Below are 14,616 nucleotides of genomic sequence, written 5' to 3' on the forward strand. Positions count from 1 at the left end.
GGTGCGCCTGTTCCCGATCTCCGACCTGCATCTCGAGCGGCGCCGGCCGGAGCTGATCCCGGCGCCCGCCGGCCCCTTCGACGTGCTCGCCTGCGCGGGCGACCTCTACGAGGGCCATCCCGAGCAGGGGCTCGCCGCGCTCCTGGACCTCGCGCGGGGCGCCCCGATCGTGCTGGTGCCGGGCAACCACGAGCGCTACGCCCCGACCGGGGATCCCCGCACCGCGCCCGAGCTCCTGGCGGCGCTGGAGGCCGAGGTCGCCCGGCTCAACGCGGGCGGCGCGCGCATCCACCTGCTACAGCGGGGCGCGGCCTGCGTGATCGACGGGGTGCGCTTCGTCGGCGCGACCCTGTGGAGCGACTGGTCGCTCGCCGGGCGCTGGCTCGGCCCCGAGGCGCCGGAGCGCCCCGCCGACCCGGTGGCCTTCGCCGCCGCCCGGATGACCGACCCGGTCACGGGCTCGCGCGAGTATCTGGGCTCCATCCGCAACACCGACGGCACGCCCTGGCAGCCGGCGGACGCGATGCGGGCCCACGCGGCGGAGCGGGCCGACCTGCTGGCCGGGCTGGCGCGGCCGCACGCGGGTCCCACGGTCGCGATCACCCACCACCCGGCGAGCCCGCGCGCGGCGGACGCCTACCGGGACGCGCCCGGCGTGCCCTGGTGGGTTCCGGCCTTCTACGCCACCACCGTGCTCGACGACCTGCCCGACGCGACGCGCCCGGACCTCTGGATCTCGGGCCATTTCCACGCCGGGCACGACATGCGGCTCGGCCGCTGCCGCTGGGTGGCGAACCCGGTCGAGGGCCGGACCTTCCGGCCCGACCTCGTGCTGGAGGTCGGGTGAGGGAAGAAGCGGGGCTGCGGGCGCGTGACGCGGGGCGCCCGCTCGCCCGGGCCGGCCGCAGCGCTAGCTCTCCGCGGGTAAGAGCCGCCCAAGAGCAGCCCAACCAAGAGCAGCCGCGGCCGGGAGGAAGGCCCCATGAACAGCTTCATCGCCGTGGTCCTGGTCTGCGCCAACGGGCTGGCACAGGCGGAGTGCACGGACGACCGGGCCATCGAGGTGCGCAAGGTGAAGGTCGCCAACGAACTCGGCTGCACCAACGGCTGGCAGGAGATCATCGCCCGCACGGACCTGCGCGAGGAGATCGGCCGTACCGCCTACCTCAAGACCGAGTGCCGCCGGGTGAAGGCGGGCGGGTAGGGCCGGCCCGGGCGGGGCCGGGCAGGGCGCATCCGGCCCGATCCGGCGCGCGCCCCCGGCCGAGCAGGCTCAGCCAAGCCTCGGGCAGGCCCTCGGCCAGAACCGGCGCGTAGAGTTCCTCCAGGGCGTGGCCGATCCCGTCCAGGCGCGGATCGCTGGCGGCGCCCGGCCGCCTCACGCGCAGGGTGGCGCAGTGGCGCATGCTCGCTCCTCTCCGGAGCGACGCCTTTCCCGCCGGCTCCAGCCTCGGACCGGAACCGCCGAGCGTGTCCTGCCGATGACCCGCACGAGGCTCCGTCTTGTGACAGATTGCCTCAAGAAATGGGCTCGGCGGCCGATGGTTTCAGCTTGGCCGCGGAGGAAATTCGGATGCAGCCCGATGCGCCGCGCCTCCGGAACGCCCTCCGGCGGTCCACCCGGCGGGTTTGCCAGCCCCTTGGCCTGACTCGCTCGCGCCGACCGTCGGGCCCTTCGGGCGCGTGTCACATCCTGCGGATCTTCTCCTCGATCCGCCGGGCCTCCTCCGGGTCGATCTGGACCGGCTCGCCGGTATCGTTCGGGAGCCCTGAGCCCGTCTGGGCGATCGTCTCGTCGCGCGGCCGGCCGCTCTGGCCGTTCGCGATCGGCGGCTCCTTCGAGAGCGCGTCGGAGCGCGTCCCGGTGCGCCCGTCCCGTCCGTCGTCGTTCATCGCATGCCTCCGCATCTCGGACAGGCGATCAACGCGGCAAGCGCCCCGCTTTCTCCCGCTTTCCGCCGACCGGGGAGGGGCGCATCATCCGGGCACCGGGGCAGCGGACGGGAAGGTGATCATGGACACCGTGATGCACGATGAGTCTGGGGTGCCGGAATGCCGCCTCGTCCGGGCCGGGGCGCCGTTCACGGGCAAGCAGGGGCTGGACTACGCCGTCGGCATCTCGGCCGAGAGCGTGGGCGCGCGGGGCATCCACCTCCAGCTCGTGACGATCCCGCCCGGCGCCCGCGCCCGGGCCCACCTGCACGCCGACCACGAGACCGCGATCTACGCGCTCGGCGGCACCTCGGGCTGCTGGTACGGCGCGCGGCTGGAGCACCACGCGACGGTGGCGCCGGGCGACTTCTTCTACATCCCGGCCGGCGTGCCGCACCTGCCCTACAACCCGAGCCCGACCGAGCCCTGCACCGCGCTCATCGCCCGCACCGACCCGAACGAGCAGGAGAGCGTGGTGCTCCGGCCCGACCTCGACGCCCTGCGGCCGGCGCAAGCACCGGGGCTCGGCCCGGACGGGGCATGAGGTCGGGCCGCCTCGGCGCCCGGGAGACGGGACCGCCGCTTGCGCCGGGCCGGGCCTGTGCGCAGGTGACAGCCAGACACAATCCCGGGATGAATCTTCGATTCCTGGGTTGTATGTCCCGGCGCGGGATGGGAGGCCTCCGCCCCCTCGCACACACGATCCGCACACGGGAGACGCCATCGATGCCGCGTTCCGCACGCCTGACCGGACTGCTTCTGGCCGGACTTCTCCTGCCCCTCGGGCCCGCCGGGGCGCAGCAGGCGCCGAGCGGCACGCCGACGCCGGGCAGCGCGGACGGCTCCGCGCCGAAGCCCGCCAACGCCCCCGCGCCCGCCCAGGACCGCGGCTCGGCCCTCTACGGCCGGCCCGAGGGCGGCGAGGCCGCTAAGCTCGCCCCGATCGCCGGGCCGCCGCTGCCGACGCCGGCCGCCCGCCTGCCCATCGACAAGCTGAAGGTGCCGGACGGCTTCAAGATCGAGGTCTATGCCAGCGGGCTCGCCAACGCCCGCTCGCTCGCCCAGGGCGACAAGGGCACGCTCTTCGTCGGCACCCGCTCGCTCGACCGGGTCTACGCCGTGCGGACCGTGGACGGGAAGCAGGAGGTGAAGGTGATCGCCACCGGCCTGCACCGGCCGAACGGCGTCGTCTTCCACAAGGGCGCGCTCTACGTCGCCGAGCTCTCGAAGATCTGGCGCTTCGACGACATCGAGAACAACCTCGACGCGCCGGGGAAACCTGTCCTCGTCTCCGACGACTTCCCGAAGGACGAGGCGCACGGCTGGAAGTTCATCGCGATCGGGCCGGACGAGAAGCTCTACGTGCCGGTGGGCGCGCCGGGCAACATCCTGAATCCGCCCGACACCCACGCCCAGATCCGCCGGATGGACCTCGACGGCAAGAACGTCGAGGTGGTGGCCCGCGGCGTGCGCAACACGGTGGGCTTCGACTGGAACCCGCGGACGCAGCAGCTCACCTTCACGGACAACGGTCGCGACTGGGTCTCGGAGGACATCCCGAACGACGAGCTGAACGTGCTCTCGGAGCCCGGCAAGCAGCATTTCGGCTACCCGTTCTGCCACCAGGGCAACTTCACCGACCCGGAATACGGCTGGGGCCGCTCCTGCGCCGAGTTCACGGCGCCTGTCGGCCTGCTCGGGCCGCACACCGCGGCGCTCGGCATGCGCTTCTACACCGGCGCGCAGTTCCCGGCGGCCTACAAGGACGCGATCTTCATCGCCCGCCACGGCTCGTGGAACAAGACGCAGAAGCTCGGCGGCGACGTGGTGGTGGCGCGTCTCGGGGCCGACGGGAAGATGACGAGCCTGGAGCCGTTCCTGACCGGCTTCCTGCAGGACAACCGCTATGTCGGCCGGCCCGTGGACGTGCTGGTGGCGCGTGACGGCGCGCTCCTGGTCTCGGACGACTACAACGGCGCGATCTACCGCATCAGCGCGGCGCGCTGAGGGGCGGGGGGCTCGCGCGTCGCGCGCCAACCCGGAGCTTCGAGAGCCCACACCTCCAGCGGCCGGTCACGCCGCGTGCCCTCTCCCGTGCGGGAGAGGGTTGGGGTGAGGGATGAGAATTGTCCGGACAAGGCGCGCGCCTGCCGCGGAACCGCAGCGCCTTCTCCGGATGGCTCCGGGCCCCTCACCCTGTCCCTCTCCCGCACGGGAGAGGGGATCCGCGCAACCTTCGGGCGCCGACCACGCCTGTGCGCACCGTGCCATCAAGGAATAAGCCCATGCGCCGCCTCGCGCCGCCCGCCCTCTGCCTTCTGGCCCTCCTCACCGCGCCGGCACTCGCCGAGAGCGCGGCCGAGCGGCTGCCGGCCTGCCTCGCCTGCCACGGCGAGAGCGGCACCTCGGCCAATCCCGGCGTGCCCTCGCTCGGCGCGATGCCGGCGGACTACGTCGTCACGCAGCTCTACCTGTTCCGGGAGAAGCAGCGGGTCGCCGACCCGATGAACGCGATGGCCGAGGGGCTCTCGGACGACGACCTGCGCATGCTGGGCGATGCGGTCGCCAAGCTGCCGGCGCCGAAGCCGGAGGCGAATCCCGACCCGGCCCGGATGGAGGCGGCCAGGGCGCTCGCCGCCAAGCACCAGTGCGGCTCCTGCCACGGGGCGGATCTCGCCGGGCAGGACCAGATCCCGCGCGTCGGCGCCCAGCGCGAGGACTACCTGCTGGCCACCCTGCGGGCCTACAAGTCGGGCGCCCGCGCCGGCTACGACCCCGCGATGAACGAGGTGGCGCAGGGCCTCTCGGAGGACGACATCGCGGCCCTGTCCTACTACCTCGCCCATCGCTGAGCGGCCCGTCCCGGAGGCGAGAGGTCGAGACCTCTCGCGGGTCCGGGCAAGGAAGCTTGATCCTGGCCCTGGTGTTCGGCGAAGCCGAACTCGGGGCGCCGCCCCGACCCCCGCCGAAGGGTGGTCCCCCCTTCGGGATCCCGGGATCAGACCAGCCCGAGGACCCGCAGGGCGAGGCCGGCCGCGGCACAGCCCGCGAGCACCGCCGGCACGCCGAGGCGCAGGCGGAACAGGGCGAGCATCGCGGCGAGCGCCAGCGCCAGGGCGTAGGGGTCGAGGCTCGACCAGACCGGCAGGTCGAGCCGCAGCGGCCCGAGACGGACCGGGCGCAGCGCCCCGAACAGCGTGTGCAGGGCGAACCAGACCGCGAGGTTGAGGATCACGCCGACCACCGCCGCGGTGATCGCCGCGAGCGCCCCGGCCAGCGCCCGGTTGCCGCGCAGGCGCTCGACGTAAGGGGCGCCCGCGAAGATCCAGAGGAAGCAGGGCGCGAAGGTCACCCAGGTGGTGAGCAGCCCCCCGAGCGTGCCGGCGAGGAGCGGCGGCAGCGCGCCCGGCGCCCGGTAGGCGGCGAGGAATCCCACGAACTGCGTGACCATGATGAGCGGGCCGGGCGTCGTCTCGGCCATTCCGAGCCCGTCGAGCATCTCGCCGGGCTTCAGCCAGCCGTAATGCTCCACCGCCTGCTGGGCGACGTAGGAGAGGACCGCATAGGCGCCCCCGAAGGTCACCATCGCCATCTTGGAGAAGAACAGCGCGATCTGGCCGAACACGTCGCCGGGCCCGAGCGCGGCGAGGATGGCGGCCACCGGCACCAGCCAGAGCGCCGCCCAGACCGCGACGACCCGCAGCGTCCGCCCCGGCGCGACGCGCTCGCGCGGGGTCGCCGCGTCGCCCAGGAGATAGGGTCCGTCGTCCCGGGGCGCGCTCCCGGACCCGTGGCCGCCGCCGCGGAACGCCGCCAACCCGGCGCGGGTCCCCAGATAGCCGATGGTGCCGGCCGCCAGAACGACGAGCGGGAAGGGCAGGTCGAGGAGGAAGAGCGCCGCGAAGGCGGCGGCGGCCAGCCCCGCCAGGGCGGGGCCGCGCAGCGCCCGGCGGCCGATGCGCAGCACCGCCTCCGCCACCACCGCCAGCACCGCGGCCTTCAGCCCGAAGAACAGCCCCGCGACGGGCCCGGCCTGCCCGTAGAGCACGTAGATCCAGCTCAAGGCCATGATGGCGAGAAGGCCCGGCAGCACGAACAGCCCGCCCGCGACGAGCCCGCCGCGCACGCCGTGCATCAGCCAGCCCACATAGGTGGCGAGCTGCTGCGCCTCCGGCCCCGGCAGCAGCGTGCAGAAGTTCAGCGCGTGCAGGAAGCGCGCCTCCGAGATCCAGCGCCGCTCCTCGACGAGCACCCGGTGCATCACGGCGATCTGGCCGGCCGGACCCCCGAAGGAGAGGGCGGCGATGCGGGCCCAGACCGGCACGGCCTGCGCCAGGGTGACGGGCAGGATCTCGGGCGGGGGAGCCGGGCGAGGCGCGTCCGTCGACGCCGAACCGAGCGTGGCCATGCGTGTCGTCCCCCGGGCAAGCGTTACCGGCGGCCTCTTCGCACAGGCGGGCCCCGGCGGCGACAGGCGATGCGCCGCCGCCACGCGCGTGACACGGGGCCGCCCGTGCCTTGTGTTCGGGTCGGCCCGTCCCTAGGTTCGGCGCGATCTTACGATTACGGGTTGGGTCGCCGCGCGGGAGCGCTTTTCCCCGCGGTGCAGGAGGTTGCCATGGGCAGCATGAGTATCTGGCACTGGGTCGTCGTCGCCGTCATCGTGATGCTGCTGTTCGGACGCGGCAAGGTCTCGGACCTGATGGGCGACGTCGCCAAGGGCATCAAGGCGTTCAAGAAGGGCATGGCCGACGACGAGGCGCCCGCGCAGCCGCCGGCCACCCCGGTGGCGCCGGCCGAGCCCGTGCGCACCATCCCGCACGCTGCCGAGACCAGCCCCGGCACCGCCGTGCCGGCGAGCCACCTCCCGTCAGGCTCTTTGCCGGCCGGCGAGCGCAAGCCCGTCTGATCCCTCCGATCCGGGATCGGGCTTCCGCCGGCCGCGAAGTGGTGTAAGCCCCTCCCGGCAGAACCTCGCGCGAGGCCCATCCGGGGCGTTCCGGATCCCGGCACGCGCGAGCAGCGGGACCGTCGGCAAGGTCGGCACAGCATGTTTGACATGAGTTGGGGCGAGGTGATGCTGATCGGCGGCGTCGCCCTCATCGTCATCGGGCCGAAGGATCTGCCGAAGGCGCTGCGCACCGTCGGGCAGATCACGACCAAGCTGCGCCGCATGGCCGGCGAGTTCCAGATGCAGTTCAACGAGGCGATCCGCGAGGCCGAACTCGACGAGGTCCGCCGCGAGGTCGACGGCATCCGCAACACGGTCAAGGGCGCCGGTACCGGCTTCAACCCGGTCCAGACCATCCGCGACGAGATCAAGGGCGCGGTCGAGGCGCGCGGGCCGAAGCCCGACGAGACGCCGGCACCCGGCGCGCTGGCCGCTGCCACCGCCCAGCTCAAGGCAGCCGAGGCCGAGGCGCCGCTGCCGGAGCGCGGCCGCTACGACGTCCCGCGCCCCGAGGACATGAAGCCCGAGATGCTGGCGCAGACGCCGCCCGAGCCCCCGCTTCCCGTGCCGGGCTCCGTCGACGACCCCTACGGCACGCCCGAGCCGCTTCCCGCGCAGCCGAAAGCCGGGGTTCGGCCGGAGGCCGACAGATGATCAACGAGGCGGACGAAGCCGAGATCGAGGCCTCGCGGGCCCCGCTGCTCGAGCACCTGATCGAGTTGCGCGCGCGGCTGATCAAGTCGCTGATCGCCTTCGTGGCGATGTTCTTCGGGTGCTTCTTCTTCTCGCGCCAGATCTACAACATCCTGGTGCACCCATACGTCTCGATCGTGGGCGCGCAGAACGCCGAGCTGATCGCGACGCACTTCCTCGAGCAGGTCTTCACCAACATCAAGCTCAGCGTGTTCGGCGGCGGCTTCCTGGCCTTCCCGATCATCGCCACGCAGATCTACGCCTTCGTGGCGCCGGGCCTCTACCGCAACGAGCGCCGGGCCTTCCTGCCCTACCTCGTGGCCACGCCCGTGTTCTTCGTGCTGGGCGCGCTGGTGGTCTACTTCCTGGCGATGCCGCTCCTGATCCAGTTCTCGGTCTCGCTGCAGCAGATCGGGCAGCCGGGCGAGGCGACGATCAAGCTCCTGCCGAAGGTCGACGAGTACCTCTCGCTGATCATGACCCTGATCTTCGCCTTCGGCCTCGCCTTCCAGCTGCCGGTGATCCTGACGCTGCTCGGGCAGATCGGCGTGATCGACGCGGCCTTCCTGCGCGAGAAGCGGCGCTACGCCATCGTGCTGGTCTTCGTGGCGGCCGCGATCCTGACCCCGCCGGACGTGATCTCGCAGCTCTCGCTCGCGCTGCCGATGCTGCTCCTCTACGAGGCCTCGGTGCTCTCGGTGTCGCGTATCGAGAAGTTGCGGGCGGCCCGGCGCAAGGCCGAGGGGCTCGATCCGTAAGAGGAACGGGCTCCCGCCCCCGGTTACCGCGGGGTCCCCTCTCCCCGCCGTGCGGGGAGAGGGCTTCATGCCCCCTTGCCGGGGCATGAAGCGAGCCGGCAGGCGACGGTGAGGGGGCGGCACCGGAGAAGCCTCTTCCGGGGATCCCCCTCACCGCCGCTGCGGTTCCGCCTCCGCTTCCCGCAGGCACGACAGGGTGCCTGCGGGCCTCTCCCTGCCCGGCGGGGAGAGGGGGCGATTCAGCTCAGCGCCACCGTGTAGCCGGCCTCGGTCTTGGCCCGGATCTCCTCCTCGGTGACGCCGTCGGCGAGTTCGATGAGCCGCATGCCGCCGTCCCCCCGCTTGTCGATGGTGAAGACGCCGAGATCGGTGATCACCATGTCGACCACGTGCGTGCCGGTGAGCGGCAGGTCGCAGGCCTTCAGAAGCTTCGGGCTCTCCGAGCCGTCCTTGTTCTTGGCGACGTGCTCCATCACCACCACGACGCGCTTGACGCCCGCCACGAGGTCCATGGCGCCGCCCATGCCCTTCACCATCTTGCCGGGGATCATCCAGTTGGCGAGGTCCCCGTTCTCGGCCACCTGCATGGCGCCGAGGATCGACAGGTTGATGTGCCCGCCGCGGATCATCCCGAAGGAATCGGCCGACGAGAAGTAGCTCGTGGTCGGCAGCGCCGTGATGGTCTGCTTGCCGGCGTTGATCAGGTCCGGGTCCTCCTCGCCCTCGTACGGGAAGGGGCCCATGCCGAGCATGCCGTTCTCGGATTGCAGCTGCACCGACATGCCGTCGGGGATGTAGTTCGACACCAGCGTCGGGATGCCGATGCCGAGGTTCACGTAGAAGCCGTCCTCCAGCTCCTTGGCGGCGCGCGCCGCCATCTGCTCGCGGGTCCAGGCCATCGCTGTCTCTACTCCTGTGTGGCGCGTTCTCTTCGCGACCGCGCCGTCCGCCGCAGGGGCGGCGGCGCGCTGTCGCGCTCGCGGCCTCGCGGCCGGGCTGTTCGGTTCAGATCTGACCACCGCCGGCCGCCGCCGGGGCGGCCTCGGCGCGCTTGCGGGTGGTGCGCTGCTCGATACGCTTCTCGCGCACCGGCACGTGCACGATCCGCTTCACGAAGATGCCGGGCGTGTGGATGTTCTCAGGCTCGATCTGGCCGGGCTCGACGAGGTGCTCGACCTGCGCGACCGTGACCTTGGCGGCGGTGGCCATCATCGGGTTGAAGTTGCGCGCGGTCAGCCGGTAGGCGAGGTTGCCCTCGGTGTCGCCCTTGAAGGCGTGCACCAGCGCCAGATCCGCGAACAGGCCGCGCTCCATCACGTAGTGCTCGCCGTCGAACTCGCGCACCTCCTTGCCCTCGGCGACCTTGGTGCCGACGCCCGTCTTGGTGAAGAAGGCCGGGATGCCCGCGCCCCCGGCACGGATGCGCTCGGCGAGCGTCCCCTGCGGGTTGAACTCGATCTCCAGCTCGCCGGCGAGGTACTGGCGGGCGAATTCCTTGTTCTCGCCGACATAGGACGAGATCATCCGGGCGACCTGCCGGGTCTCCAGGAGCTTGCCCAAGCCCACGCCGTCGATGCCGGCATTGTTGGAGACGATCGTCAGGCCCTTCACGCCGGAGGCCCGCACGGCCTCGATCAGCTCGTCGGGGATGCCGCACAGGCCGAAGCCGCCGCACATGATCATCATGTCGTCGCGCAGGAGTCCGGCAAGCGCGGCCACCGGATCCGGATAAACCTTCTTCATTCGAACACCCTCTCCGAGGCGCGGCCTTCGGCCCGGGCGCCTGAGATCCCATGCTGTCCCCGATTCCGGGCGGCGGGTCCAGCCCGCGGCGGCGGACACCGGTCGACTCTGCCGGACTCACAAGGACCATGCCGCCGCCACGGATCGGCCAAGGCTCGGCCAAGGCTTTGCCGCGACTCCCCCGCAGACAAAGGGCATCGAAGCGGCTATGGCCATCTTCACGCGTGGGCGAACCGTGACGGCCTGGGGGCGGCTGAAACGGCAGGCACCCGTATCCCGGCCGATCCGGCCGATCCTGCAAGCCCGGAGCGCGATGTCGCCGCACCGCCTGATCCCCGCCCTCGCGGCAACCGCGCTCGTCCTCGGCTGCGGCGCGGGCGCGATGCCGTGGAGCATCGGGACGGGAACGGCGCTCCGCCTGCTCTCCGACGAACTCGGCGCGTACGGGATCGGTCTCACGGCGGACGGGCCGGCGACCCTGCGCCTGCTGCCCCTGCCGCGGCTCGACCTGCACGGCGCCCGCCTCGCGGACGCGGCCGGCGGCCTGCCGCTCGCCGAGGGCGGGCGGCTCTCGGTCGTGCTCGACCCGGTCGGCCTGCTGAGCGGGCGGCTCGGCATCGGCAGCCTCAGCCTCGACGGCGCACGCCTGCACCGTCCGGACGGACCCGGCGACACCCGCTGGGAGGGCCCCCTGCGCCGGGTCGCCGAGCGGGCGCGGGGCGGCTGGAGCGGGCACCCGCACCGGCTCGTCCTCAGCCGCGCCGCCGTGGCGGGGGCGCTCGCGCTCGGCGACCTCGCTCTCGACATCGCTTGGCCGGCCTGGCGCGGGGTCGCCGAGGCGCAGGCCGGCTTCACTTGGCGGGGCGAGGCCGCCCGGCTCACCCTGTCGGAGCTGCGCCCGGCCGAACTCGCCGGGGGCGGGGCCTCCCCGGTCGCGGCGCGGCTGGTCTGGGCTGGCGGCAGCCTCTCTGCCGACGGGCAGGCGCAACTCCGCCCGGGCGAGCCGGGCGGCCTGCGGCTTGCCGGGGAGGGACGGCTCGAGACGCGCTCGCTGCCCCGCCTGCTCGCCGCCCTCGACCGGGACGCGGCGCTGCTGCCGCTCGCCGAGGCCTTCGCGCTGGAGGGCCGCTTCGAGACCGCGGGTGCGGCCGTGATGCTGCCGCGGCTACGGGTGAGCCTCGGCCGCAACGTCCTCGACGGTGCGGGCTCGCTCAACCTCGCCCAGCCGCGGCTCACCGTGCAGGCGACGCTCGCCGCCGAGAGCCTCGATCTCGCGCCCCTGCTCGCCCCGCTCGCGGCGGCGCTCGGGGCGGACGCTCCCGCAACTCTGGTCTCCCTGACGCCCTACACGGGCGGCGACCTCGACCTCAGGCTATCGTCGGCCTCGGCCCGCCTCGGGCCCGCCGCCCTTGAGGATCTCGCCGCGAGCGTGCTGGTGCGCGACGGCGCGCTGGAGATCGCCCTGAACCGGGCCGGCCTGCGGGGCGGCACGCTGAAGGGCCGGGTCGCGCTCGCGCCCGCCGCCGCGGACCCGGCCGGGACGGAGATCAGGGCGCAGGGGAGCCTCGACCGGGTCGATCTCGGCGCGCTGCTCACCGATCTCGGCGAGGCCTCCTGGGTGCAGGGCCCAGTCCAGGGGCATCTCGCCCTGGAGAGCCGGGGGCGGGATCTCTCCGAGCTGGTCGCCCGGGCCGCCGGCCGGGCCACCCTCGCGGTCGAGCGGGGCAGCCTCGTCGGGCTCGACCTCACCGACGTGATCCAGCGCAATGGCGGCCTCGCCGCCGGGGCGCTCGCCCGCCGCAACGGTCGCACCCCCTTCGAGCGGGCGGCACTCTCCGTGCGCTTCGCGGACGGGGTCGGCGAGATCGGCGAGGGCGCGCTCCAAGCCCCGTCGCTCACCGCCTCGCTGCGCGGGGGGTTCTCGCTGACCGACCGCACCCTGCGGGCGCGCGCCGAGCTGAGCCCGCGCCTGGCCGGGTCGCGGCCCGGCCCGTTCTTCGATCTCGCCGGCCCCTGGGAGGACGTCGCGGTGCGCGTCCTGCGCTCCGACGAGCCGGACCTGCCGGCGAGCGCCCTGACGGCCGAGCCGCTGCCGGGCCCCGCCCTGCTGCCGGCCCGGGCCCGCGCCTACGCGCCCTGATCATCTTACGGGATCCCCGAATCTTGCGGGATCTTCAAGAGGTTAGAGCCGTTCCCGATCGCGTTGCACTCGGAAATGGCTCCAAGCTCTTGTTTTGACGCGCTCACTTGCGCCGAACCGGCGTCCACTTCGGCGGAGAGCGCTCTAGCGGCCCTTGGGCGGGTCCTCAGGGCGGCGCCCTGAGACGGCGCAGCCGTGCCGCTTCTCAGGATGCGGCCGTCTCCCGCGGCAGGCGCGCGAGCCGGGCCACGAGGGCGGGGTCGTGCAGCAGCGCCATGCGCTCCTTCTGCCCGAGCCAGGCGGCCACCTCGGCGAGACTCTCGGCCTCGGCGAGCTTGGCCTCGGCCAGGACGCGGTCGGGTTCGATCCGCCCGCGCGGCCGGGGCGCCGGGGGTGGCAGCATCCGGGCATGGGCCTCGGCGAGAGCCGGTTCGGCGTGGAGCGCCTGGAGCGCGTCGGCCTCGTCGAGGCCGGCTTGCGCGTTGCGGGCAGCGAGTTCGGCTGCCCGCAGGGCGACGGCGGGCGGGTCGCGCTCCTCCGGCGTCACCAGGAGGCCGCGCCGCTTCAGGGCGAGGCCCCAGGCGAGCTGCCCGCTCGCCCAGGAGATCGGGATCGCCAGCACGAGGCCGAGGATCGTCGGCGACATCCAGAGGAAGAGCGAGGTGGCGATGGCGAAGGCCGCGACCCCCGCCACCAGCCCGAGCAGCGTGTGCCAGCGGTGGCGCCGGACGATGTCGCGCATCGGGATCGAGCCGTCGTCGCGCCGCTGCGGGTTCCAGCCGGTGTCGCGCCCGAGCAGGATCCCGGCGACCGAGCCCGACTGGATCACCATCGCCACCGGGGCGATCAGCGCCGAGAGCAGGATCTCAAGGGCGCTGGATGCGACGAGCCGGCCGGCGCCGCCGCAGGCCCGGCGCAGCGCGGGATCCCGCAGGGCGAGGACCAGCCCCAGGAGCTTGGGCGCCAGCAGCACGCCCATGGTCAGCCCGAAGAGCTGCAGCGCGCGCACCGGGTCGAAGCGCGGGAAGACGGGGTAGAGCGCCAGACCTTGCGGGAAGTATTCGGGCTTCGCGTAGGCGGTCTGCAGCACCAGCGCGATGCCGACGAGGAGCTGGCAGAGCCAGAGCGGCGAGGCGAGGTAGCCGGCGATGCCCGTGGCGAAGTGCTGGCGCGAGGCGGCGTGCAGCCCGGCCGCGCCGATGATGCGGCTGTGCTGCAGGTTGCCCTGCGCCCAGCGCCGGTCGCGCACGGCCACGTCGATGAGCGAGGGCGGACTCTCCTCGTAGGAGCCGGGCAGCGTCGGCAGCATGGTCACCGCCCAGCCGGCGCGCCGGATCAGCGCCGCCTCGACGAAATCGTGGCTCAGCACGTGGCCGCCGAAGGGCGGGCGCCCGGGCAGGTCCGGCAGGCCGCAGGCCTCCGCGAAGGCCCGCGTGCGGATGATGGCGTTGTGGCCCCAGTAATTGCCGTCGCGGCCCGACCAGGCGGAGAGCCCGACCGCGATCACCGGCCCGTAGATGCGGGCGGCGAATTGCTGGAGCCGGGCGAATAGGGTGTTGCGGTTGATGATCAGCGGCAGCGACTGGACGATGCCGGTATCCGGATCCGCCTCCATGGCGGCGGCGAGGCGCACCACGCAGTCGCCCGTGAGCAGGCTGTCGGCGTCGAGCACCAGCATGTGGTCGTAGGCCGCGCCCCAGCGGGTGACGAAGTCGGCGATGTTGCCAGCCTTGCGGTGATGGTTCTTCGGCCGGTGCCGGTAGTAGAGGCGGGCCCCGTCCCCGAGCCGATCGCGCAGGCGCAGGAAGGCGCGCTCCTCGGCGATCCAGGCATCCGCTTGCGTCGAGTCCGAGAGGACGAACCAGTCGAACGCGGCCCCGAGCCCCGTGGCCGCGACGGATTCGTGCATCGCCTCCAGCCCCGCGAAGGTGCGGGCCGTGGCCTCGTTGTAGACCGGCATCAGGATCGCGGTGCGACCGCCGAGCGCCGCCGGTGCCGGGGGCGGGGCGGGGGCGCGCAGCAGCACCGCAAAGCCCAGCACCGCGCCCGTGAAGGCGAGCGCGATCCACGAGAAGGTGAGCAGGAAGAGCGCCACGAGCGCGAGCTGCAGGACGGTCGGCGAGCCCGACACCGCCACCGTCTCGTACATCTGCCAGCCGCCATAGGCGGTGAGCGCCAGCCCCCCGCCGAAGACCAGGGTCCGGGCGGCCCAGGGGGCGGGGTGCCGCCGCGCGGGGCGCCGGACCGTGCCGGCATCGAAGCGTGCCAGGTCCTGCACCGGCATGGCGAGCGGAGCCTCGGGCGGCATGGCGGAGGCCAGTGGCAGCTCGGAAGCCCGCGGCCGTTCAGCGGCCTGCGGCAGCTCGGCGGGAGGCTCGCCCGGCGCGGGCCCCGTCGGG

At 73.3% G+C, this 14,616-nt stretch carries 15 protein-coding genes; 9 read left to right on the forward strand and 6 right to left on the reverse strand.

Annotated features, from left to right (window positions below; genetic code table 11):
- The first annotated feature begins 1 nt into the window (after position 1).
- Both DK427_RS17385 and DK427_RS17390 read left to right on the forward strand, forming a co-directional pair.
- Positions 2 to 847: a metallophosphoesterase gene (locus tag DK427_RS17385; protein WP_109952360.1), complete on the forward strand. Its 846-nt coding sequence runs from the start codon at positions 2 to 4 to the stop codon at positions 845 to 847.
- A gap of 135 nt (positions 848 to 982) precedes the next feature.
- Entirely contained in the window at positions 983 to 1,204 is a 222-nt protein-coding gene (locus DK427_RS17390; RefSeq protein ID WP_109952361.1) for a hypothetical protein, read from the forward strand.
- Here DK427_RS17390 and DK427_RS26425 read toward each other — a convergent pair.
- The gene (locus tag DK427_RS26425) at positions 1,167 to 1,406 is read right to left on the reverse strand and encodes a hypothetical protein (RefSeq protein WP_162559822.1); all 240 of its coding nucleotides are present in this window, start codon (positions 1,404 to 1,406) and stop codon (positions 1,167 to 1,169) included. The two genes, DK427_RS17390 and DK427_RS26425, sit on opposite strands and share 38 nt — an antisense overlap.
- A 280-nt stretch (positions 1,407 to 1,686) precedes the next feature.
- Entirely contained in the window at positions 1,687 to 1,893 is a 207-nt protein-coding gene (locus DK427_RS17395) for a hypothetical protein (RefSeq protein WP_109952362.1), read from the reverse strand.
- Positions 1,894 to 2,026: 133 nt separating this feature from the next.
- On the opposite strand from DK427_RS17395, the gene DK427_RS17400 reads away from it, so the two are divergent.
- The 3 genes from DK427_RS17400 (at position 2,027) to DK427_RS17410 (ending at position 4,784) form a co-directional block, all read left to right on the forward strand.
- Positions 2,027 to 2,476 carry a cupin domain-containing protein gene (locus DK427_RS17400; RefSeq protein ID WP_109954239.1) on the forward strand — a complete coding sequence of 150 codons (450 nt, stop codon included), beginning with the start codon at positions 2,027 to 2,029 and terminating at the stop codon, positions 2,474 to 2,476.
- A gap of 182 nt (positions 2,477 to 2,658) precedes the next feature.
- Positions 2,659 to 3,939 (forward strand): PQQ-dependent sugar dehydrogenase, encoded by a 1,281-nt coding sequence (locus tag DK427_RS17405; protein ID WP_245930611.1) that lies wholly within the window; start codon positions 2,659 to 2,661, stop codon positions 3,937 to 3,939.
- Positions 3,940 to 4,217: 278 nt separating this feature from the next.
- Positions 4,218 to 4,784, forward strand: a complete 567-nt coding sequence (locus DK427_RS17410; RefSeq protein ID WP_109952363.1) for a c-type cytochrome — start codon at positions 4,218 to 4,220, stop codon at positions 4,782 to 4,784.
- Between the two features lie 146 nt (positions 4,785 to 4,930).
- On the opposite strand, the gene chrA is transcribed toward DK427_RS17410, so the two are convergent.
- Complete coding sequence (gene chrA / locus DK427_RS17415; RefSeq protein WP_109952364.1) at positions 4,931 to 6,340, reverse strand: chromate efflux transporter; 1,410 nt, start codon at positions 6,338 to 6,340, stop codon at positions 4,931 to 4,933.
- A gap of 210 nt (positions 6,341 to 6,550) precedes the next feature.
- Here chrA and DK427_RS17420 point away from each other — a divergent pair, with 210 nt between their 5' ends.
- The 3 genes from DK427_RS17420 (at position 6,551) to tatC (ending at position 8,334) form a co-directional block, all read left to right on the forward strand.
- The gene (locus tag DK427_RS17420) at positions 6,551 to 6,841 is read left to right on the forward strand and encodes a twin-arginine translocase TatA/TatE family subunit (protein ID WP_109952365.1); all 291 of its coding nucleotides are present in this window, start codon (positions 6,551 to 6,553) and stop codon (positions 6,839 to 6,841) included.
- 141 nt (positions 6,842 to 6,982) lie between these two features.
- Positions 6,983 to 7,537: a Sec-independent protein translocase protein TatB gene (gene tatB / locus DK427_RS17425; RefSeq protein WP_109952366.1), complete on the forward strand. Its 555-nt coding sequence runs from the start codon at positions 6,983 to 6,985 to the stop codon at positions 7,535 to 7,537.
- Entirely contained in the window at positions 7,534 to 8,334 is an 801-nt protein-coding gene (gene tatC / locus DK427_RS17430) for a twin-arginine translocase subunit TatC (protein ID WP_109952367.1), read from the forward strand. The genes tatB and tatC overlap by 4 nt, the downstream gene beginning before the upstream one ends.
- A gap of 239 nt (positions 8,335 to 8,573) precedes the next feature.
- On the opposite strand, the gene DK427_RS17435 is transcribed toward tatC, so the two are convergent.
- Positions 8,574 to 9,233 (reverse strand): 3-oxoacid CoA-transferase subunit B, encoded by a 660-nt coding sequence (locus DK427_RS17435; protein WP_109952368.1) that lies wholly within the window; start codon positions 9,231 to 9,233, stop codon positions 8,574 to 8,576.
- 106 nt (positions 9,234 to 9,339) lie between these two features.
- Entirely contained in the window at positions 9,340 to 10,077 is a 738-nt protein-coding gene (locus DK427_RS17440; protein ID WP_109952369.1) for a CoA transferase subunit A, read from the reverse strand.
- Between the two features lie 313 nt (positions 10,078 to 10,390).
- Between DK427_RS17440 and DK427_RS17445 the strand changes: the two genes are divergently transcribed.
- The gene (locus DK427_RS17445) at positions 10,391 to 12,217 is read left to right on the forward strand and encodes an AsmA family protein (protein WP_109952370.1); all 1,827 of its coding nucleotides are present in this window, start codon (positions 10,391 to 10,393) and stop codon (positions 12,215 to 12,217) included.
- Between the two features lie 205 nt (positions 12,218 to 12,422).
- Here the strand turns inward: DK427_RS17445 and mdoH are convergent, their stop codons facing one another.
- Positions 12,423 to 14,525, reverse strand: coding sequence for a glucans biosynthesis glucosyltransferase MdoH (mdoH, locus tag DK427_RS17450; RefSeq protein ID WP_245931044.1), 2,103 nt, complete (start codon positions 14,523 to 14,525; stop codon positions 12,423 to 12,425).
- Positions 14,526 to 14,616 lie beyond the last annotated feature (91 nt).

Origin of the sequence: Methylobacterium radiodurans (assembly GCF_003173735.1) — a bacterium.
Taxonomy (GTDB): domain Bacteria; phylum Pseudomonadota; class Alphaproteobacteria; order Rhizobiales; family Beijerinckiaceae; genus Methylobacterium; species Methylobacterium radiodurans.